This is a genomic window from Thiocapsa bogorovii (assembly GCF_021228795.1).
GTDB lineage: Bacteria > Pseudomonadota > Gammaproteobacteria > Chromatiales > Chromatiaceae > Thiocapsa > Thiocapsa bogorovii.
In genome coordinates, this window is sequence record NZ_CP089309.1 from 5,384,728 (window position 1) to 5,403,769 (window position 19,042).

Sequence of the window (19,042 nt, forward strand, 5' to 3'; positions counted from 1 at the left end):
CTGGCCGCGCGACCTGAATCATCGTGTACACAGCGTTGCTGGATCGTTGCGATCGAGATCATCCCGGACCGTCGTACGCTGAGATTGAACACTTACAACCGTGCATCGACGGCCGACCGGGGGAGGGCGGATTTCACATCGTAGAGCAACGACCCCGGCCGGCCCAGTTGCCGGATCCCGGCCTCGCCGAGATCGATAAACTCATGGTGAGCGACGGCGAGGATGATGGTGTCGTAAGCGCCTTCCACCGGAAGTTCCGGGAGGCACTCGACGCCATACTCGTGCCTGGCTTCCTCACGGTCAATCCAGGGGTCGTAGCAGTCGACCGCGATGTTGTATTCGCGCAGGGCCTGAATAATGTCGATGACGCGTGTGTTGCGCAGGTCCGGGCAGTTTTCCTTGAAGGCAAGGCCCAGGACCAGGATGCGGCTGTTGCACACACCGATGCCGCTTTTGAGCATGAGCTTGACCACGGTCTCGGCGACATGGGCGCCCATGCGGTCGTTGATGCGTCGCCCGGCGAGGATGACCTCGGGGTGGTAGCCGATGGCGACGGCTTTGTGGGTCAGGTAATAGGGGTCGACGCCGATGCAGTGTCCGCCGACCAGGCCGGGGCGGAAGGGGAGGAAGTTCCATTTGCTCCCGGCGGCTTCCAGCACTTCGAGGGTGTCGATGCCGAGCTTGCCGAAGATCAGGGCCAGCTCGTTCATTAGGGCGATGTTGAGATCGCGCTGGGTGTTCTCGATGACCTTGGCCGCCTCGGCAACGCGGATGCTGCTGGCGGGGTGTGTGCCGGCTGTGATGATCTCGTTGTAGAGGGCATCGACGATGGCGGCGATCTCGGGGGTGGAGCCGCTGGTGACCTTTTTGATGGTGGTGAGGCGGTGCTCGCGGTCGCCGGGGTTGATGCGCTCGGGGCTGTAGCCGAGGTGGAAGATGTTGGTTTGATGCCCCCTCTCCCCCGGCCCCTCTCCCGCGAGGGGAGAGCGGAGATCAGCGTTCTCGCCCCTCGCGGGATAGGGGAGGTGAACTCCCTCTCCCCTCGCGGGATAGGGGAGGTGAACTCCCTCTCCCCTCGCGGGATAGGGGAGGTGAACTCCCTCTCCCCTCGCGGGATAGGGGAGGTGAACTCCCTCTCCCCTCGCGGGAGAGGGCTGGGGAGAGGGGGGCGAAAGGTACCGAAGCCCGGAATGCCGCTCCAAGACGGGGGCGCAGTCTTCCTCGGTGCAGCCGGGGTAGACGGTGGATTCGTAGATGACCAGATCGCCGGGCTTGAGGACTTGGCCGACGGTCTCGGAGGCCTTGATGAGCGGCGTAAGATCGGGGCGCTTGTAGTCGTCCACCGGGGTGGGCACGGTGACGATGAAGATGCGGCAGCGTCGCAGGGCGTCCAGATCGCTGGTGTAGGTCAGGTGACGCGCGGCGGCCAGATCCTCCGAGGAGGTTTCGCGGGTGCTGTCGTGACCGGCACGCAGCTCGGCGATGCGGGCTTGGTTGATGTCGAAGCCGACCACGGGGCGGTGTTTGGCGAACTCCACGGCGAGCGGCAGGCCGACGTAGCCGAGGCCGATGATCGCAAGCGGGGTTTCAGGGGTCTTCAGGTGCGCAAGATGGTCCGTCATTGAGGCATACTCCAACGAGATCGGCGGATACAATCATACCGTGTGCCCGGCGAGACTATCTCACAAGAGGCCGTCGGAGGCGATGCCATGAACGGCTCGTCGCTTGGAGAGGTCTGCGTGCTCAAGACCGCTTTTGCGGCGCTCGGAGGCGGAATCCAATGAGCCCGAGCAGCGCGAATCCGAATAAGACCGCCGCTGACGGGATTGGAATCTGCGGTACACCGGCGCCGGGCGGCGTGACGGGCTCGGTTGCCCAAGTCCTGGGTATCTCAGGCCCCCCGATAACGGTCGGGAAGGGCAATGCAGCTGGGGGCTCGGTGCGTGTCTCGAGCGATTGCTGCTCTGCAGCCGTCCCACCTCCGCCCCCGCCGCCTCCGCCGGAAGCAGCGCCGCCGCCCGAGCCGCTGGCTCCCGAGCTCTGGGGTGGACTCGTCGACCCGAAGCTCGCAGCGAAGAAGGCCCTGGTGAGCGAGTGGACGTTGAGGTAGTGACCTTGCGGATCGATCTCGAAAGGACCGTCCGCGAGAAGAACTAGGTCCGGCGTATGTGTCGACAGCTCCGGTGAGACGAGGTCCGCTGCTGCGTCCATCGGGGCAGCAAGCGCAATACAGGTACCGAAGATGAATGGCCAGATCGGCCCGTTGCTGATGTTGGCTTTCACGAGAAGCATCCTTGCGCGCCGCCGAGATAAGTCCACGACTGCGCGCGCTCGTTCGGCCGCCTCTTTTCGACAGCCCGGATGACGGAACCGAATGCCGAAGCATCTTCGGTGCGCCCTATATGGACCCGGTCGAGCCTCTCGCGTGTGCGGTCGAGGTTTCGATCGCACACGTTATCGGTGTGTGCTGGTCCGCTACAGGCTCTCATCAAAGAGTGTGCCATGTCGCGTATCGGGCTTGATGCGGGACTTTCTAAAAGATAAGATTTATAGTAAACAGATTATTAAAAGAATTAATGAAACTAATTTATGCGATCTGATCGGCACGATCGGCGTCGCGGCACGGTCCACAAGCCGGTCATTTGCCGTCGCAATATGACGAAAAGAAGCCGATGGCGAGCGCAAAAGACGCCAGGTGGCCGCACGAATAGCAGGGTTAAAAGGGGGTTTGTTTCCCGACAGACAGAGGCGGGGGATGCGGGGTAGGGGCGACTTTAGTCGCTTCGCGGTATCTCGCAGCTTTGGGTCGGGCGACCAAAGCCGCCCCCTCTCGCCTCTCGAAGCACAGACGTCACTGATCGTTGATGCGGTCACGGCAGTGGCGTTCGAATGACCATCCTCAACAGAGGCCAGCCCCGGTGATCAGTCTGGCCGCGAGAGATGCACGCCTCGGCCTCCGAGTCGCAGCAATGTCTGGTTATTGGCACGCTCGATGCAGTCTTTCGCCTGCGGGGATCTCTCCTCACAAGCCAAGACCCGACTCCGTGACGCGACCCTGTGACTGGCACTCATCCGGCAGCGTTGCAGAGGGACTGAACCCTCATGCCCGCGGCGATGCATCTCCCGCGGCATCCATGCGATCGTCCGAGTGCTCCATCTGTGCCTGCACCGCCGTCAACCAGACCTCGCCGTCGGTATCATCAAGCAGGGCTTCGCCGAGCTGCTCGAGGGTCTCCGGCGCCCGAATCAGCGCCAACAGAACAGCGGCGCGCTCGGCGACCGCATCTCCGAAGCGCCGCCGAGCCTGGCGCTGCAGCAAGGCACGTTCGGATTCCAGACCCCGCTCTAGCCCTTGCTTCAACCCGCGCTCCAACCCCCGCTCCATCCCCTTGCGCATGCCGATTCGCTCGGCCGTGGTGACGTATCGCATCTGCTCAGCCTCTTCGATGGCTTGAATGGCCCGATGGTCGTCGTCCTCCAACGGCTCGGGCAACGTCATCACCCGGTCGATGAAGGCATAGAGACTCAACACCTCGTCGCGGCGCGTGACCTTCTGCAGCTCCTTGTCGAGAAACTCGAAGCCGCGCGACCAGTCGATGATGCCTGATTCATGGCATTTGCTTGTTTCTCCTTCTCTACATCGCAAGCGACAACCCGGACACGGCGCGCGCTCTGCTGAAACGACTTCGCAGTCGCATCACGGACCTCGAGGACGCTCCGCACATCGGCAGGCCCGGCCGCGTCCCCGGCACGCGCGAGCTGGCTATCCCCGGAACCGCCCACATCGTTCCCTACCAGGTCAGCGGCGATCAGATGCAAATCCTGCGTGTCTATCACGGTGCCCGGCAGTGGCCGGATCACGTCGAAGAGTGACCCCGGAAGCACCGTCGCGTCGCCGGCATTGCCGGCGGCGAGTCTGCCGCTTACCCGACGCGACTGGCGGCGGGGTGGCTGTGGCCTCGATCTGTCCCGCCAGCGCCCCGTCGAGACCCGGCGGATGCCGAAAGGATCGGAGCCCCCCGGTGTCAGGATAGATGGACCTCACCGTCGGAGAAGTGATGTGAGTGACCATGCTGCAGGATCTCGCGGATCACTCGTCACTCGTCCTTCGGAATCGCGTTTCGCACGAAGGCCCGATACGCCGCCGCCCGCGCCTCGGGGGTCGATCCCAAGGCGGCGTAGCAGGGGTCCATGTCGAGCCAACCGGCCTCGGCTTCGCCGGCGTGCCATCGGTCGCTCGACCAGGGATAGGCTGCCGGCGTCTCGGTCATCCCCGCACGCACCGGGTTGAGCTCGACATAGCGGCAGCAGGCGAGCAGGTAGGCGTCGGTCTCCATCGGACGGGATTTGTAGCGCCCTTCCCACAGCGTGCCGGTTCGCACGGCCTGACGGTTGACGAAGCGCGTCTGCCGCCCGGCCAGGTGTTTCATGAGCCGCCCCAGATCCGCGATCGCCTCGCCGAGCTGCACGATCAAATGGCCATGATTCGACATCAGGCAGAAGGCATACACCTTGATGTCCCTCGGACTGTAGAATTAGCGGCGTCTGGTTATTTCGTCCGGAGAATTCCCGATGACTGCGGCGGCACGGAAAGTTCTACATGAGGCCATTGGCCTGTCCGCGATGGAGCGCGCCGAGCTGATCGACGCACTCCTGCGAAGCTTCGATCCGAAGGCCGACGAGGGGATCGCGGACGCTTGGAGGGTTGAGGCCGAGTCCCGGATCGATGCCTTCGACGCCGGGGAGCTGACGGACGACTCCGCCGAGGCCGTGTTCGCACGGATCAATCGCCCGTGAAGGTCCGCGTCCTCTCCTGCGCCGAGCGGGATTCGTGGACGCGGTCGATCGATACAACGCCGAGCGGCCGGGACTCGGCTACGAGTTTGCCGAGGAGGTTCGGTCCGCGTTCGAGCGTATCGGCGCATTCCCGGATGCCTGGCCCTTGTTCTCCGCCCGCTCGCGTCGCTGCATCGTGAGCCGGTTTCCTTACGGAATCCTCTACCAGAACCGGGCCGAGCGCATCCTTGTCGTCGCCGTCATGCACCTGAAGCGCGATCCCGAGATATGGCGGCAGCGGGCGAATGGATGAGTAGAAAAAGGCGCGCTGCTCGAACTCAGAAGGCGGGATTCTCCTGCGGCGAGATGAGTAAACTGCCGCCGAAACCGCACAGGAACCGCTGGGATCAATCACCCGCGGCCACCCAGCTGCCTTTTTGCTATTTTTGCTTTTCCGCCGAGTTGCAACTCCAGCGGCGCTGCATCAAGCTTGCCCCGTACCCGGGGAACAAGGCATGAAGAATGAGCGCACAAAGGATCACGATGCAGGCACTCAGAGCCCAACGCGGAGACATTCTTCGCGTCGCTCGCCGTTGGGTTGCGCATAACGTCCGCGTCTTTGGCTCGGTCGCCCGTGGCGAAGCCCAGCAGGCGAGTGACGTGGACTTTCTCGTCGAGTTCGCACCCGACCGCAGCCTTCTCGATCACGGTGGGCTCCTAAACGATTTGGATGCAGCGGTACTCGCCGAGGATGCCGAGAACGCCGATGCCCTGCTGGTGCGTGCCGGTATCGCGCTGCTACGAAAGGATTCGGATCAGGCGATCGCCGACCTGCGCGTGCTGCTCCGCAACGAGCCTGAATCGGTCGCCGCCTTGCGTTTGATGGCCCAGGCTAACCTGCTGCGGGATGATCTCGCGTTGGCGCAGGACGCGCTGGAGAAGGCGATCAGGGTTGCTCCAACGGCACCGGCGGCCTATCTGCAGCTCGCCGGCGTGCGTGCGAACGCGGGTGACGTCGACGGCGCGGCGCAGGTCTTGGAGCGCTTGCTCACAGCCGTACCGAGCGATCCGGACGCGCAGACCGCGCTGGCCCGACTGCAGCTCGGCCAGCAGGACTTGGGCGCGCTGACGAAGACCGCGGAGCAGGCCCTGACCACGCGGCCCGATCATCCGCTTGGCTATTACCTGAAAGGCGTCGTGTTGGAGCGACAGGGCGATCTGGAAGCCGCCATCGAGCAGTTCGAGCTGGCGCTGGCCAAAAACCCTAACGCCGCGGAACCCTTGGTCGCGCTCGCGCGGACCTATGTCGCGTTGGAGCAGCCTCAACAGGCTCAGGAGCGCCTCGCGCAGTTGCTTGAGACCGCGCCGAACAACATCGTCGCCATGGATCTGCTCGCCGAGGTGTACGCGGCGACCGATCAAGGGGATCAGGCCCGCCGTCAATACGCCTCAACAATCGAGCGTGCGCCTGCTTCGCCCACGGCCTATCAGCGGCTCGCGCAATTGCAGATTGCCGACGGTGAGCGTGAGGCTGCACGCGCCACGCTGGAGTCCGGTCTCGAGCCGACCGGCCGCAATCCGAACTTGCTGTTGATGCTGGCGATGATGACGCACGAGGCCGGGGACGCGGCCGGGGCGATCGGGTTTTACGAGGAGGTGTTGGATCGATTCCCGTCGGCCGACATCGCGGCCAATAACCTGACGATGCTGCTTGTCGAGCGCGGCGCCGACAATCCGGAGGACTTGGAGCGCGCGCGGGCGCTGACGGAGCGCCTTGCGTCGTCGGATCAGGCCGCGTTTCTCGATACCGCCGGTTGGGTTCAGTATCTGAGCGGAAACTACGACGGCGCGGTCAGCCTGATGGAAAAGGCGCGCGACATCGCCGAGCCCACCCCAGGACGCCAGTACCATCTCGGCATGGCATACCTCAAGGTGGGTCGCACGGAAGAGGGCAAGCGCCTTTTGACGAGTGCTGTCGAGGCGGGATCTCCCTTTCAGGGCATCGACGAGGCGCGTGCAATGCTTGATTCGGAGTGAGCGTGCGCAGCGGGTCAAGTTCGACAGGGACTGGCAAAAGGGGGACGGCCCCTGGCTAGAATTCCTGAAAGATGGGGGAGACGCTGGATCCGACCCGGCTGTCCGCCTGGATGCAGCCCCCCATCATGAGGTCCGCCACGAGTACCTTGAAACGGGAAAAGGGGACGGATTTATTTCTGCCCCCGCGTCTGCCTGCATCTCCTTGCACGCGGTCGACTGCGTGGAAAGATGGGTCTGGATCCCTCAGTAACAGACCACGATGTTCGCCTAACAGGAGCAGGGTTCGGAAGGCTCAAAAATCGTCGTCATCCCCACTGGCCTCTTGCAAGTTCGTAGGGATGTCTCGACGGCCGTGCAGGATGCGCAGCACATCGATCCGATCCGGGAACTCGATATAGAAGACCAGGTATGGGAATCGCTTTGCCTGGAAGCAACGCAGATCGCTGCGTTGCAGTGCGTGGGCGTAGCGAAGCGAACCGATTGCGGGCCTGTCGGCGATGAGATTCAGTGTGTGCTCGATGGCGTCGATGAACCGCAACTCCAAGGCCTCGCCGCCCTCGGCGAAATAGTCGTCGGCGGCTTCCTCCAGATCCCTTCGGGCTCGCTTGCGGCGGATGAGTGGTTTTCCCGTCACTCTTGGTTCGTCCGGCCTTTTGCGCGGACACGTAGGTCGTCAAAGTAGCCCTTGTCGAAGATGCCTTCGATCGGCGAACCGGCGCCCTCGTCGATGAGCTTGCGAAACATCACCACCTCGCGGTGCTCGCGGATCAGCTGGCGAAGGTATTCACTGGTGCTGGTGTAACTGGACTCGGCGACCTGTTCATTCACGAAGTCGCGCAGTTCGTCCGGCAGGGAGATGTTCATCGTGGCCATTGTGTTCGCTCCAGATTAGCAAAATTTGCCAAAGTATAGCGCTACTGTCGCTCACGGTGCTGCAACCCAACGAAACCAAAAAGGGACGGATTTGTTTCTGCCGCGACTGATCTCTGAGTGGGAAAAGGGGACGGTTTTTTTTAGGCACCCGGCCGTGCCGAGGATCGTCCATCCGCGGCACACCTTGCGTTGATCCACTGGCCACGCTTCGGCTGCCCTGGCGTGCAGCCGGGTCGGCACGGGGATGCCGACCGACGCTTGCGACGGAGTTCGGTGCCCGCCTTCTCAATGCCCCGGTCGACCAATACACTCTTCGTATGCACCGCCCCATCGATCCGAAGGTCGACTGCGTCTTCAAGACCCTGTTCGGGTCCGACGACCATCGCGACCTGCTGATCCGCTTCCTCAAGGTCGGAGCGAGCCTGGATCCGACTCGGCTGCCCGCCTGGATGCAGCCCCCCATCGCGAGGTCCGCCATGAGCACCATCCGCTTTCGCTTGCTGGGTGTTCGGCCTACCCGAGATCCAGGGTATCCTTGCCGGGGGATGTCGGCGACGCGCGCGATCGGCTGAACGTGAGGGGGTCTCGGATCCGATCGGCCGACCTCGTCACGGTTCAGAAACCACTTAGCTATCCCGGTTCGTTCTCCCCCTCTCCCCAACCCCTCTCCCGCGATGGGAGAGGGGCTAAGATGGATCACTTGTTATCCAGCGGTTGCCTACGCAATCGAATCTGTCGGATGGAGACGCAGTCCGTGTCGAGAAAACGCAAACCACTTCCGCAGGAGGCTGTCGAGGCCGAGATCGAGGGTCTCACGCACGAGGGGCGCGGATTGGCGCGCTTCGACGGCAAGGCGGTCTTTATCGACGGTGCGCTGGCGGGAGAGCGTGTGCGTTTCCGCTATACGCGGATCCAGCGGCGCTTCGACGAAGGTGTCGTTGTCGAGGTGCTAAGGGCGTCGCCGGAGCGCGTGCTGCCCAAGTGTGCCCATTTCGGCGTCTGCGGGGGGTGCAGCCTGCAGCACATGGAGGCGAGCGCCCAGATTCGCGCCAAGCAGGACAGTCTTGCGGACGTGCTCGCGCGCATCGGGAAGGTCACCCCGCAGACTTGGCTCGCGCCCTTGACGGCGGGTGCTTGGGGGTACCGGCGCAAGGCGCGGCTCGGTGTGCGCCATGTGGCGAAGAAGGGCCGAACGCTGGTGGGTTTTCGCGAGCGGGGCAATGCCTTCATCACCGACATCGGCCGCTGCGAGGTGCTCCACCCGAGTGTGGGAGCGCATCTGCAGGCGATCGGGGCTGCGGTGGATGCCCTGAGCATCCGCGAGCAGGTACCCCAGATCGAGGTGGCGATGGGCGACACACCGCCGGTCTTGGTGTTCCGCGCCTTGAGCCCGCCGAGTGCGGCGGACTTGGGCGTGCTCGAGGCGCTCGGGGAGAGCGAGGGTTTCCACATCTATCTTCAGGAGGCCGGACCGGAGAGCATCCGGCCGCTGCCGGGTCAGGGGATCAGCCTGCATTACGAGCTGCCGCGCTACGATCTTCGGATTGAGTTCGAGCCGACCGACTTTACCCAGGTCAACCTGGAGCTGAATCGAGCAATGCTGGACCAGGCGCTCGCACTCCTGGATGTCCAGTCAGACGAGCGGGTGTTGGACCTCTTCTGCGGCGTGGGCAACTTCACCTTGCCGCTCGCCCGTCAGGCCCAAGCCGTTGTCGGTGTTGAAGGTGATGCCGGATTGGTGGCGCGTGCAGAGGCGAACGCGATCTTGAACAAGATCGGGAACGCACGTTTCTATACGGCTGATCTTTATGGCGCTCTCGATCAGGAGCCTTGGTCGCGCGAGGGTTACACCAAGGCCCTGCTGGATCCGCCCCGCAGCGGCGCCCTTGAGGTGCTCGACTGGCTGCCGAGGCTCGGGGTGGAGAGGGTGCTCTATGTGTCTTGCTATCCGACGACCCTTGCACGCGACGCCGACCGACTCGTGAATGCGCTTGGATATCGGCTGGTGTCGGCGGGCGTGATGGATATGTTCCCGCAGACGGCGCATGTGGAGTCGATGGCCCTGTTCGAGCGTTGCTGAATCGCGTCTTCGGCGCGACCTGTGAGGCTGCTGGCTCGGTGCGCATGGGCGGCCGGCCATGGCTCGTCGGAGCTGACGCGATTCAGGAGTTTTTTAGCAGGATCAATGCGGTCATCCCGCGCCGGTGGACGAGCGAAAGCGAAGTCCACCGAGCCCTGCGTTGGGGCTGGACTGCGCTGCGCTTGTCCAACCTGCCGCGCTTGTCCATTACCGTACGGCGCTTATCCATATTAAACCGCGCCGACGAAGAGGCTTATGGTTGCTCGGGGCCTGCGAGCCCTGACTATTTTCATGTTTCACTCCGGGCACGGTTTATGGGCCTTGAAATCGAGCGTAAGTTTCTGGTGAAGAATGCGTCTTGGCGCGACAGCGTGGAGGACCGCGAGTCGATCCTCCAGGGGTATCTGGCGCAAGCGGATCGCGCCACGGTTCGGGTTAGGGTCAAGGGTGATCGCGGATTCCTGACCATCAAGGGCAGGACGACCGGCGTGACCCGCTCCGAATTCGAGTACGAGATCCCGATCGACGACGCTCGGGTCATGCTCGAGACCTTGAGCAGTCTGCCGGTCATCGACAAGGTGCGCCATCGGGTGCGGTGCGGCGGCCATCTCTGGGAGGTCGATGTCTTCGCCGGCGAGAACGCCGGACTGGTGCTCGCGGAGATCGAGCTGGCGTCCGAGGACGAGCCGTTCGAGTTGCCGGATTGGGCGGGTGTAGAGGTCTCCCACGACCCGCGCTACTACAACTCGAACCTGGCGCGCCATCCGTTCAGCCATTGGTAAAGAGGCGTGCAGCTCAACGACGACATGTGGTGGCGCTCGAGACACATCCTGATCGATATCGATCGCCAAGCCCTCGGTCTGTATGAGGGTGCGCGGCGACTGGGCGAGTATCGGGTATCGACCGGGCTGAATGGCGTGGGGGAGCAGCACGGCAGCGGCTGTACGCCCCGGGGTTTGCATCGGGTGCGCCTCCGTATCGGGGAGGGATGCCCGATCGGGACCGTCTTCCGCGGGCGTCGACCGACCGGCGAGATCTATAACCAGGCGTTCGCCGCGCAGCATCCGGGGCGCGATTGGATCCTGACCCGAATCCTCTGGTTGACCGGGTGCGAGTCCGGCCGCAATCGCGGTGGCTGCGTGGATACCCTGCGCCGGTTCATCTATATCCACGGCTGCCCGGAGACCGAGCCGATGAGCGTCGCCCGCTCTCACGGTTGCATCCGCATGCACGGCCTCGAGCTGATCGAGTTGTTCGATCGCACGCCTGTCGGAACGCATGTCCTGCTTCTCGGGACGGGTGAGGGGGAGCCCGACGGCTCGGAGCGCTTGGCAGGTGTCCCGTCGTAGGCGGGACGGGTCGATTCAAGCCGGCTTTGGAGCAAGGGCACGAAGTTGGCCCTATCCATCTGTTTCTGGATTCGTCGGTTTTATCGGGGAGCGCCGGACCCTCTCCGCCTTCGACGCCCTCGGTAGGCCGCGATCTGCTGCATGATCTGCGGGAAGGGCAGATGCTCTAGAGCGCCGAAACGCGCGATGGCGGCAAGGAGCAGGTCACGCACATCGGCGATCTCGGCTGGGGCAGGCGCCTCCGGATCCAGTGCGACGGCGATGCCCCGCAGCCCCCCGATCTGCAGGCGCATCGCCTTTGCATGCGGCAGAGCGCGCTGCTGTTCGTTGACTTTGAGGGCGAATCTGGCCTGTTGGCGCAGTAGATCGAGCAGGGCGACGCAGGTTTCCTGTGCCTCGTCGGAGCCGCAGTGCACGCCCTCGCGCTCGGCGATACAGAACTTCTGGGCCTCCGAGCAGCTGCACTGATTGGTCAGGATACCCTTCTCGAACGCGCAGTAGCGCTCGTTGATGGCACGATAGGTCCGACGAAAGGCATCGCTGTCCAAATGGCTTTCAACCCCCTGAATCGGTAGGAATCTTAAAGCGCTGAATCAGGCGGCGATCGCGCTTTGTGGGTCGCCCGGAGCCGTCGCCCGCACCGACGCCGGTGTCGCGGCGCTCGCGCACGATCTCTTGGCGTTTGAGTCGACTTGACTCGTCCTCGCGGTAGAGCAAGCCCGCTTCGGTGGCCGAGCGGCGTTGCTTGCTCAGGCCGAGAACCTCGATGTCCCAGACCAGCCCGCCTTTTTGGATCTCGATACGGTTTCCGATCGCAATCGCCCGCGCTGGCTTGGCGCGTAGTGCGTTGACCTTGATCTTGCCGCCGTTGATCGCCTCGACAGCAAGATGACGGGTCTTGAAGAAACGTGCCGCCCAGAGCCATTTATCCAGACGAACGCTATCCGGCGAGCCGGAATCCTCACTCATCGGCGGCTCGCGCGTCGGTCTCTTGCGCATCGCTCGGGACGAGCAGGGGATCGAGCTCGCCGCGTGCATCGAGCATCGCGAGGTCGTCGTAACCGCCGATGTGGCGATCGTCGATGAAGATCTGAGGCACTGTATGCCGGCGACTGCGCCGGCGCATGATCGCCATCTGCTCGCGATCGCGGTCGACCGAGATCTCCTCGAAGAAGACACCTTTACGCTGGAATAAGTGCCGCGCACGAGAGCAGTAGGGGCAGATCATCGTGGTGTACATAGTGATATGAGGCATCGCGGTCTTCAACTGAGTCGGCGGTGGACGTTCAACGACGGTTTGGAGATGATGGCGAAGCTTCGCCGTCCGGGGCACCGGCCGTCAACCCGACCTTGAACCTGGAGCAGCACCATCATGTACCGTGACACGCCGCACCCGATCCATCGCAGAGACTATCGCCCGCCCGAGTTCCTGATCGACCATGTCGACCTCAGATTCGAGCTGGATCCGGATCGAACCCACGTCGAGGCGACCTTGCAAGTTCGCCGTAATCCCGCAGCAACCCGCGGCGACGGCACGCTCAGGCTTGACGGCGAGCAACTGGACCTGGAGGACGTGGCGATCGACGGGCACAAACTCTCGTCTGCAGAGTATCGCGTGGAGCCGGATTCGCTCACGCTTCATCGTGTGCCCGATCGTTTCCGCCTCGAGACGCGTGTTCGGATCCATCCCAACCTCAACACCGCCCTGGAGGGGCTTTACCAATCCGGCGATATGCTCTGCACGCAGTGCGAGGCGGAGGGGTTCCGGCGCATCACCTATTTTCTGGATCGCCCCGATGTCATGGCCCGCTATCGGACGACCCTCGTTGCCGACCGAAGGCGCTTCCCGGTGCTGCTGTCCAACGGCAACCGGATCGAGGAGCGCGTGCTCGACGATGGCCGACATCTCGTTTCCTGGGAGGACCCCTTTCCCAAGCCCAGCTACCTCTTCGCGTTGATCGCGGGCGACCTGAGTGCGATCGAGGACCGCTTCACGACGGAATCCGGCCGCGACGTCTCGCTGCAGATCTTCGTCGAGCCGCACAATCTGGACCGATGCGACCACGCAATGCAGTCGCTGAAGAAGGCGATGCGGTGGGACGAGGAACGCTTCGGTCGGGAATATGATCTCGACAACTACATGATCGTCGCGGTGAGTCATTTCAACATGGGCGCGATGGAGAACAAGGGGCTTAACGTCTTCAACGACAAGTTCGTGCTGGCGCGCGCCGACACCGCCACGGACGACGATTTCCAGGGCATCGAGGGCGTCATCGCGCACGAATACTTTCACAACTGGAGCGGCAACCGCGTCACCTGCCGCGACTGGTTCCAGCTCAGTCTCAAGGAAGGCTTCACCGTCTATCGCGATCAGGAGTTCTCGGCCGATGTCGGCTCGCGCGGGGTGAAACGTGTGTCAGACGTGCGCCTGCTCCAGGCCCATCAGTTCCCGGAGGACAGCGGTCCGATGGCGCACCCGGTGCGGCCCGACTCTTATGTCGAGATCAATAATTTCTACACCGCGACCGTCTACAACAAGGGTGCAGAGTTGGTGCGGATGCAGGCGACCTTGCTCGGCCCGGAGCTGTTCCGCAAGGCCACCGACCTGTATTTCACGCGTCATGACGGGCAGGCCGTGACAACGGATGATTTCGTGTGCTGTATGGAGGATGCGAGCGGGCGCGATCTGATGCAGTTCCGCCGCTGGTACTCCCAAGCCGGGACCCCGTGTCTTCACATCGAGGCCACGTACGATGCGCAGCGTGCGACCTACAGTCTCCTGATTCGACAAGACATCGCGCCGACGCCGGGCGAGCCCGAGAAGGATCCGCTGCACTTTCCGCTCGCGATTGCCCTGCTGGATCCGCAGGGACAGGAGCTGGCGCTGCGCCTCGAGGGCGAGCAGAACGCAGGGGATCCGGGGACGCGCGTTCTGGAGCTGCGCGATTGGGAGACCCGTCTATGCTTCGTGGATGTTCCCGTTCGGCCCGTGCCCTCTCTGCTGCGCGGATTCTCCGCTCCGGTGCAGCCGAGATTTGACTACGGCGACGAGGACCTGCTCCTTCTCCTGCGGCACGACAGCGATGGTTACTCGCGCTGGAATGCCGCACGCATCCTGATGCAGCGTGTCCTCTCGACGATGACGGCGGATCCTACCGCCGAGGTTCCGGGTCGTTTCATCGAGGCCTTTCGAGGCGCGCTGACGAGCCCTGAAACCGACAAGGCCCTGCTGGCCGAGGTGCTGACGCTGCCCTCCGAATCGTCTCTGGGAGACCAGATGGAGACCGTCGATGTGGAGGGGATTCACCGGGCACGGACAGCGCTCGCCCGCATGCTCGGCGAAAGGCTTGCCCGGGAGTTCTCGCGCGTGTATTGCGACAACGCCGACACGGAGCCCTATGCACCGACACCCGATGCGATCGGACGACGTGCGCTCAAGAACCTCGCCCTCGGATACCTCATGGCTACGGGCAATGCCCAGGGTCTAGCCCTGTGTCGCGCCCAATTCGCCGATGCCGGAAACATGACTGACGCCATCGCCGCGCTGCGTCTGCTCGTGGATCACGGCGGCGAGGAGGGACCGCCCGCACTCGATGCGTTCTACCGTCGCTGGGCCAAGGAGCCGCTGGTGATCGATAAGTGGTTCAGTGTCCAGGCGACCAGCAGCCGCGAGGAGACCCTGCGCGTCGTGAACGGACTCCTGCAGCACCCGGATTTTTCGCTGCGCAATCCGAATCGGGTGCGCAGCCTCGTCGGTGCCTTCTGCACCGCCAATCCGGCCCATTTCCATTCCCGCGACGGCGGCGGATATCGATTCCTCGCCGACCGCGTCCTGGAGCTGGATCCGCTCAATCCGCAGATCGCGGCACGGCTGCTCAAGGCGCTCATCCGTTGGCGCCGATACGATGCGGACCGTCAGGCGCTGATGCGCGCCGAGATCGAGCGCATTCTCGCGGCCGAGGAGCTCTCTGCCGATACCTTCGAGGTCGCCTCGAAGGCGCTGGAGGACCCCGAGCATCCCGTTCGATGACGCCTCGATAAACCCCGGATGACACCTTAAGGAATCCCATGCTCGGCATTGTCGATCGCTATCTGCTCTCGGAAGCGGCCAAGGTGTTCTCCGCCATCGTGGCGATCTTGGTGCTGGTGGTTGCGAGCATGCTCTTCCTGCGCACGCTCGAGGAGGTGAACGTCGGGGCGCTGAGCGCGCACCTGGTGATCAACTTCCTGGCCTTTCAGGTCATTCGCGATATGCCGAACCTGTTGCCGCCGGCCTTTTTTTTGGCGCTGCTGGTGACCTTGAGCCGCTTCTCCCGCGACAGCGAGCTGATTGCGATGAGTGCCTGCGGCATCGGACCGCGACGGGTGTTTCGGGCCTTGCTGATCCTCGCCGTGCCCGTTGCCTTCGTCACCGCCTGGATCTCCTTGCTCCTGCAGCCCTGGGCCGCAGCCGGAATCCATCAGATCCGGATGCAGCAGAAGGAACAGGCCGCACAAATCGCGGGCCTTCAACCCGGTCGGTTCTATCTCGAGCAAGGTGGAGAGTTGGTGCTCTATATCGGAGACATCGATCGCCAGCAGTCGCTCGGGGATGTCTTTATCCTTGACCGTCGCGAGGATGTCGCCCGTTTGGTGGTGAGCCAGGGGGGGCGGCATCGGATCGAGGAGGACACGGGCGACCACATCGTGACCCTGTCAAGAGGGCACCGCTTCGACGGCGATCCGGGCTCGGCCGCCTTCATGATCGGGGAGTTCGACGAGTATCGGATTCGTATCCGGTCGTCCGGCGCCGCGCCGGGCGCGATCTCCAAACGCTCGACCACGCCGTCTCGCGACCTCTTGGCGTCCCCAGAGCCTGCCGACCGCGCCGAGCTCGAGCACCGCCTGGCGGCGCCCCTGGCGATCCTCATTCTCACCATCGTTGCGATTCCGCTGGTGGCGCTCTCACCTCGGCAGCGCAGCTCGGGCCGTCTCTTCCTCGCCTTCTTGGCCTATTTCAGCTTCTTCAACCTGCAGCGTCTGGCTGAGAATTGGCTCGCGACAGGCGTGACCCCGATCTGGTTGACGAGCTTCTGGTACCAGGCCGTGATCCTCTGCGTCGTCTATCTCGTCTTGCTCCCCGAGAGTCTTTGGCTCAAGCGCCTGGTCGCACGCATTCCGGGCGGGCCGACAGGGAGGCTGCGTGAGCAGGCGAGCTAGCCCGCGACGCTTTCATGGTCGCGTCGCCTCCGCGTATGCCCGGGAAAGACGCCTGTCCTCGGCGATGAAATGGTCGAAGCACCAACGCTTGACCCATTGCAACGACTCGTGGCTGAAGGCACCGCCGCGCTCGCGCGACACCTGCCGACGGAGTTCAGTGAGCTCTGCGAGCTGCAGGCTGTGCTCGCATTTGTGGGTCTGAAAGTCGTCGTAATCGATCGACAGCATAAGCGCTTCCTCGCGCTCGAAATGATGCCGAAGATGATCCAAGAGGGCCTCGAAACGCGCGAGGGGCTCGCTTTCGGCGGTGTCCGGCTCCCGGTCATCGCCGGTCCCGCCTGACGTCTGATCCGAGCGGGGTCGACTGGCGAGCAAGGCATTCACCAGTATGACGAGCCGGCGGTGGTCGGCATCCAATGCGGGGATGCCCATGCACCATTCATCTCGCCACACCAGCGGGGTCTGCACGGGGCGCTCGAGCATGCTCGATGGCTGGGTTTCTCGCAACGCGACCGGCGCCTCGAGCCGATCCGACCGAGCCTTGCCGACGCTCAGCGAGCCGGTGGCGTCATGCGTGTGCCGATTCATCATGATGTCCTCGACTGCGGCCGATGGATTCGAGGAGTCGCTTAAGGGCGCGCGCGGGCGGCGCCCGTTCAGACGGATCCGTGTGGCCGTCGTGATCAAACCTTCGACCGGACGGCGCCTCACGCACGTCCCGATCGTCTTTCCCCCGCACCCACTCCGGATCGACCCATCCAGCTCAACCTCTCCCGCCGGGCCAAGGTCTCGACTCCTCGAGAGACCCGTGAGTACCGGCGATACCATAGGCCGGCCGCCGGGATCGATCCTTATCCTGAATCAATTCGCCGACGGGACTGGCTGGATCCGCTTGATCCGATGAACCTTCGAGCCGCCGCGCGGGCGGTCCCCATGACTTGAAGCCGACGGCATTTCCGGCACCGGATTTCTAGCACAGCCCTCGGAGGAAACCAACTCACCGTGCCTCGGGACCTCGGCGCATCGAGATTCCCGCGATCACGACAGCCAGCGTAACGACCGCGACAACGATGGTCGCTAAGGCGTTGATCTGTGGCGAAACCCCCATACGCACGCTCGAATAGATCACCATCGGCAGCGTCGTCGAGCCGGGACCGGCAACGAAGCTGGCGATGACCAGGTCGTCGAGCGAGAGCGTGAAGGCGAGCAGCCAACCCGAGAGCAGGGCGGGCGCGATCAGGGGGAGCGTGATCGTCAGATAGACGCGCAGCGGGCGGGCGCCCAGATCCATGGCCGCCTCCTCGAGCGAGCGGTCCATCTGGGAGAGACGCGCGCGCACCACCACGGCCACATAGGCCATGCTGAAGGTGACATGTGCGATGGTGATGGTCGTAAAGCCGCGACCGTCCGGCCATCCGATCGTTTGCTGCATCGCGACGAAGAGCAGAAGCAGCGACAGCCCGATAATCACATCCGGCATCACCAGAGGGGCGGTGAGCAGCAGCTCGAATCCGGTGCGTCCGCGAAACTTGCGATGGCGCACCAGCGCGTTGGCGGCCAGGGTCCCGAGCACGACCGCCAGGGTGGCATTCACGGCGGCAATGCGCACGCTCAACCAGGCGGCATCGAGCAGTTGCTGATTCCGAAAGAGCTCGACATACCACTTGATCGAGAACCCGGTCCAAACGGTCACCAAGCGCGACTCGTTGAATGAATAGAGGATCAGCAGCAGGATCGGCACATACAAAAAGGCGTAGCCGAAGGCGAGCAGGGTCAGCAGCGACCAGCGTCGACGCCTCATCCGCGGCTGCCCTCCATGCGCTGCTGCAGACGTTGCATCATGACGAAGGGCACGACCAGCAGCGCAAGCAGTAGGATCGCCAGCGCCGAGGCAAGCGGCCAATCCTTGTTGGAGAAGAACTCGGTCCAGAGCAGCTTACCGACCATGAGGCTTTGGGGTCCGCCGAGCAAATCCGGGATCACGAATTCGCCCACGACCGGGATGAAGACCAGCATGCTGCCGGCGACGATACCGGCCATCGAAAGCGGCAGCGTGACCCGCAGGAAGGCCCGCATGGGGCGGCAGCCCAGATCTGCCGCGGCCTCGAGCAGACTCGGGTCGAGCCGCGTGAGATTGGCGTAGAGCGGCAGGATCATGAAGGGCAGATAGGAGTAAACGACGCCGATGTAGATCGCCGTCTGGGTGTGAAGGATCGCCAATGGCGTGTCGATCAGGCCCAGCCAGATCAGCGCGTCGTTCAATAGACCGTTGGGCTTGAGGATCCCGATCCAGGCGTAGACGCGGATCAGGAAGGACGTCCAGAAGGGCAGGACGATCAACATCAGCAGGATGATCCGCCAACGTTCGGGAGCGGTGGCGATGGCATAGGCCATCGGATAACCCAGGAGCAGACAGAGCAGGGTGCAGATGAAGGCGACTTGGAGCGAGTTGAGCAAGGCGCTCAGATAGAGGTCGTCCTCCGCGACCATCATGAAGTTGCGCAGATTGATCTCGATGCGCAGCAGACCCTCGTCGACCCACTGCCAGAGCGCCGTGTAGGGCGGCTGGGCGAGCGCCGGCTCGGCCAGGCTGATCTGCAGCACGATCGCGAAGGGCAGCAGGAAGAAGAGCCCCAACCACAGGTAGGGGATGCCGATGTTGACCCATCGGCTTGTGCGATGCTCGTACGTGGAGCGATTCGGGGGCGGTGCAGGCATGATGCTCGAT

Annotated in this window: 21 protein-coding genes; 10 read left to right on the forward strand and 11 right to left on the reverse strand. The window is 63.5% G+C overall.

From position 1 onward, the window contains the following. Window positions 1-92: 92 nt before the first annotated feature. Window positions 93-1,622, reverse strand: a complete 1,530-nt coding sequence (locus LT988_RS23925) for a nucleotide sugar dehydrogenase (protein ID WP_232408013.1) — start codon at window positions 1,620-1,622, stop codon at window positions 93-95. 1,478 nt (window positions 1,623-3,100) lie between these two features. Beyond that, window positions 3,101-3,646 (reverse strand): DUF4351 domain-containing protein, encoded by a 546-nt coding sequence (locus tag LT988_RS23930; RefSeq protein WP_232408014.1) that lies wholly within the window; start codon window positions 3,644-3,646, stop codon window positions 3,101-3,103. Between LT988_RS23930 and LT988_RS23935 the strand changes: the two genes are divergently transcribed. Next, a complete protein-coding gene (locus LT988_RS23935; RefSeq protein WP_232408015.1) occupies window positions 3,622-3,873 on the forward strand; it encodes a type II toxin-antitoxin system RelE/ParE family toxin in 252 nt (83 codons plus the stop codon). The two genes, LT988_RS23930 and LT988_RS23935, sit on opposite strands and share 25 nt — an antisense overlap. Window positions 3,874-4,097: 224 nt before the next feature. On the opposite strand, the gene LT988_RS23940 is transcribed toward LT988_RS23935, so the two are convergent. Further along, window positions 4,098-4,511 (reverse strand): transposase, encoded by a 414-nt coding sequence (locus tag LT988_RS23940; RefSeq protein WP_232408016.1) that lies wholly within the window; start codon window positions 4,509-4,511, stop codon window positions 4,098-4,100. Between the two features lie 61 nt (window positions 4,512-4,572). Between LT988_RS23940 and LT988_RS23945 the strand changes: the two genes are divergently transcribed. From LT988_RS23945 to LT988_RS23955, 3 genes are all read left to right on the forward strand, one after another. Next, window positions 4,573-4,797 (forward strand): addiction module protein, encoded by a 225-nt coding sequence (locus LT988_RS23945; protein ID WP_232408017.1) that lies wholly within the window; start codon window positions 4,573-4,575, stop codon window positions 4,795-4,797. A 34-nt stretch (window positions 4,798-4,831) separates the two neighbouring features. Beyond that, window positions 4,832-5,089, forward strand: coding sequence for a type II toxin-antitoxin system RelE/ParE family toxin (locus tag LT988_RS23950; protein WP_232408018.1), 258 nt, complete (start codon window positions 4,832-4,834; stop codon window positions 5,087-5,089). A gap of 209 nt (window positions 5,090-5,298) precedes the next feature. Beyond that, window positions 5,299-6,813 carry a tetratricopeptide repeat protein gene (locus LT988_RS23955; protein WP_232408019.1) on the forward strand — a complete coding sequence of 505 codons (1,515 nt, stop codon included), beginning with the start codon at window positions 5,299-5,301 and terminating at the stop codon, window positions 6,811-6,813. A 292-nt stretch (window positions 6,814-7,105) separates the two neighbouring features. On the opposite strand, the gene LT988_RS23960 is transcribed toward LT988_RS23955, so the two are convergent. Together LT988_RS23960 and LT988_RS23965 are read right to left on the reverse strand one after the other, a co-directional pair. Then, window positions 7,106-7,447, reverse strand: a complete 342-nt coding sequence (locus LT988_RS23960) for a type II toxin-antitoxin system RelE/ParE family toxin (protein ID WP_232408020.1) — start codon at window positions 7,445-7,447, stop codon at window positions 7,106-7,108. Then, a complete protein-coding gene (locus tag LT988_RS23965) occupies window positions 7,444-7,686 on the reverse strand; it encodes a ribbon-helix-helix domain-containing protein (RefSeq protein ID WP_232408021.1) in 243 nt (80 codons plus the stop codon). Before LT988_RS23965 ends, LT988_RS23960 begins: the two co-directional genes overlap by 4 nt. A 317-nt stretch (window positions 7,687-8,003) precedes the next feature. Here LT988_RS23965 and LT988_RS25350 point away from each other — a divergent pair, with 317 nt between their 5' ends. The 4 genes from LT988_RS25350 to LT988_RS23985 all read left to right on the forward strand — a co-directional run bounded on the left by LT988_RS25350 (window position 8,004) and on the right by LT988_RS23985 (window position 11,115). Beyond that, on the forward strand, window positions 8,004-8,258 hold the full coding sequence (locus LT988_RS25350) for a hypothetical protein (protein WP_269752161.1): 255 nt from the start codon (window positions 8,004-8,006) through the stop codon (window positions 8,256-8,258). Window positions 8,259-8,440: 182 nt separating this feature from the next. Continuing rightward, window positions 8,441-9,766 carry a 23S rRNA (uracil(1939)-C(5))-methyltransferase RlmD gene (rlmD, locus tag LT988_RS23975; protein ID WP_232408022.1) on the forward strand — a complete coding sequence of 442 codons (1,326 nt, stop codon included), beginning with the start codon at window positions 8,441-8,443 and terminating at the stop codon, window positions 9,764-9,766. A gap of 314 nt (window positions 9,767-10,080) precedes the next feature. Next, complete coding sequence (locus LT988_RS23980) at window positions 10,081-10,548, forward strand: CYTH domain-containing protein (RefSeq protein ID WP_232408023.1); 468 nt, start codon at window positions 10,081-10,083, stop codon at window positions 10,546-10,548. A gap of 24 nt (window positions 10,549-10,572) precedes the next feature. Next, the gene (locus tag LT988_RS23985) at window positions 10,573-11,115 is read left to right on the forward strand and encodes a L,D-transpeptidase (RefSeq protein ID WP_232410647.1); all 543 of its coding nucleotides are present in this window, start codon (window positions 10,573-10,575) and stop codon (window positions 11,113-11,115) included. A gap of 80 nt (window positions 11,116-11,195) precedes the next feature. On the opposite strand, the gene LT988_RS23990 is transcribed toward LT988_RS23985, so the two are convergent. Genes LT988_RS23990 through grxC form a run of 3 tightly spaced genes read right to left on the reverse strand, consistent with a single transcriptional unit; the run spans window position 11,196 to window position 12,370 of the window. Then, window positions 11,196-11,663, reverse strand: coding sequence for a hypothetical protein (locus LT988_RS23990; protein WP_232408024.1), 468 nt, complete (start codon window positions 11,661-11,663; stop codon window positions 11,196-11,198). Between the two features lie 7 nt (window positions 11,664-11,670). Beyond that, on the reverse strand, window positions 11,671-12,084 hold the full coding sequence (locus tag LT988_RS23995; RefSeq protein ID WP_232408025.1) for an RNA-binding S4 domain-containing protein: 414 nt from the start codon (window positions 12,082-12,084) through the stop codon (window positions 11,671-11,673). Continuing rightward, window positions 12,077-12,370 (reverse strand): glutaredoxin 3, encoded by a 294-nt coding sequence (grxC, locus tag LT988_RS24000; protein WP_232408026.1) that lies wholly within the window; start codon window positions 12,368-12,370, stop codon window positions 12,077-12,079. The genes LT988_RS23995 and grxC overlap by 8 nt, the downstream gene beginning before the upstream one ends. Before the next feature lie 117 nt (window positions 12,371-12,487). Here grxC and pepN point away from each other — a divergent pair, with 117 nt between their 5' ends. Further along, the gene (pepN, locus tag LT988_RS24005) at window positions 12,488-15,145 is read left to right on the forward strand and encodes an aminopeptidase N (protein ID WP_232408027.1); all 2,658 of its coding nucleotides are present in this window, start codon (window positions 12,488-12,490) and stop codon (window positions 15,143-15,145) included. A 38-nt stretch (window positions 15,146-15,183) separates the two neighbouring features. Beyond that, a complete protein-coding gene (gene lptF, locus LT988_RS24010; RefSeq protein ID WP_232408028.1) occupies window positions 15,184-16,314 on the forward strand; it encodes an LPS export ABC transporter permease LptF in 1,131 nt (376 codons plus the stop codon). A 12-nt stretch (window positions 16,315-16,326) separates the two neighbouring features. On the opposite strand, the gene LT988_RS24015 is transcribed toward lptF, so the two are convergent. The 3 genes from LT988_RS24015 to LT988_RS24025 all read right to left on the reverse strand — a co-directional run bounded on the left by LT988_RS24015 (window position 16,327) and on the right by LT988_RS24025 (window position 19,032). Beyond that, window positions 16,327-16,905 carry a bacteriohemerythrin gene (locus LT988_RS24015; RefSeq protein WP_232408029.1) on the reverse strand — a complete coding sequence of 193 codons (579 nt, stop codon included), beginning with the start codon at window positions 16,903-16,905 and terminating at the stop codon, window positions 16,327-16,329. Window positions 16,906-17,311: 406 nt separating this feature from the next. Continuing rightward, entirely contained in the window at window positions 17,312-18,115 is an 804-nt protein-coding gene (locus LT988_RS24020) for an ABC transporter permease subunit (protein ID WP_232408030.1), read from the reverse strand. Further along, on the reverse strand, window positions 18,112-19,032 hold the full coding sequence (locus LT988_RS24025) for an ABC transporter permease subunit (protein ID WP_232408031.1): 921 nt from the start codon (window positions 19,030-19,032) through the stop codon (window positions 18,112-18,114). Before LT988_RS24025 ends, LT988_RS24020 begins: the two co-directional genes overlap by 4 nt. Window positions 19,033-19,042 lie beyond the last annotated feature (10 nt).

Excerpts from the sequence above, each read along its gene's own strand:
- LT988_RS25350 (WP_269752161.1), top strand. The coding sequence starts at position 8,004 with ATGCACCGCCCCATCGATCCGAAGGTCGACTGCGTCTTCAAGACCCTG.
- lptF (WP_232408028.1), top strand. The coding sequence starts at position 15,184 with ATGCTCGGCATTGTCGATCGCTATCTGCTCTCGGAAGCGGCCAAGGTG.
- LT988_RS24020 (WP_232408030.1), bottom strand. The coding sequence starts at position 18,115 with ATGAGGCGTCGACGCTGGTCGCTGCTGACCCTGCTCGCCTTCGGCTAC.
- LT988_RS23985 (WP_232410647.1), top strand. The coding sequence starts at position 10,573 with ATGTGGTGGCGCTCGAGACACATCCTGATCGATATCGATCGCCAAGCC.
- LT988_RS23955 (WP_232408019.1), top strand. The coding sequence starts at position 5,299 with ATGAGCGCACAAAGGATCACGATGCAGGCACTCAGAGCCCAACGCGGA.
- LT988_RS24025 (WP_232408031.1), bottom strand. The coding sequence starts at position 19,032 with ATGCCTGCACCGCCCCCGAATCGCTCCACGTACGAGCATCGCACAAGC.
- LT988_RS23995 (WP_232408025.1), bottom strand. The coding sequence starts at position 12,084 with ATGAGTGAGGATTCCGGCTCGCCGGATAGCGTTCGTCTGGATAAATGG.
- grxC (WP_232408026.1), bottom strand. The coding sequence starts at position 12,370 with ATGCCTCATATCACTATGTACACCACGATGATCTGCCCCTACTGCTCT.
- LT988_RS24015 (WP_232408029.1), bottom strand. The coding sequence starts at position 16,905 with ATGATGAATCGGCACACGCATGACGCCACCGGCTCGCTGAGCGTCGGC.
- pepN (WP_232408027.1), top strand. The coding sequence starts at position 12,488 with ATGTACCGTGACACGCCGCACCCGATCCATCGCAGAGACTATCGCCCG.
- LT988_RS23965 (WP_232408021.1), bottom strand. The coding sequence starts at position 7,686 with ATGGCCACGATGAACATCTCCCTGCCGGACGAACTGCGCGACTTCGTG.
- LT988_RS23925 (WP_232408013.1), bottom strand. The coding sequence starts at position 1,622 with ATGACGGACCATCTTGCGCACCTGAAGACCCCTGAAACCCCGCTTGCG.
- LT988_RS23945 (WP_232408017.1), top strand. The coding sequence starts at position 4,573 with ATGACTGCGGCGGCACGGAAAGTTCTACATGAGGCCATTGGCCTGTCC.
- LT988_RS23980 (WP_232408023.1), top strand. The coding sequence starts at position 10,081 with ATGGGCCTTGAAATCGAGCGTAAGTTTCTGGTGAAGAATGCGTCTTGG.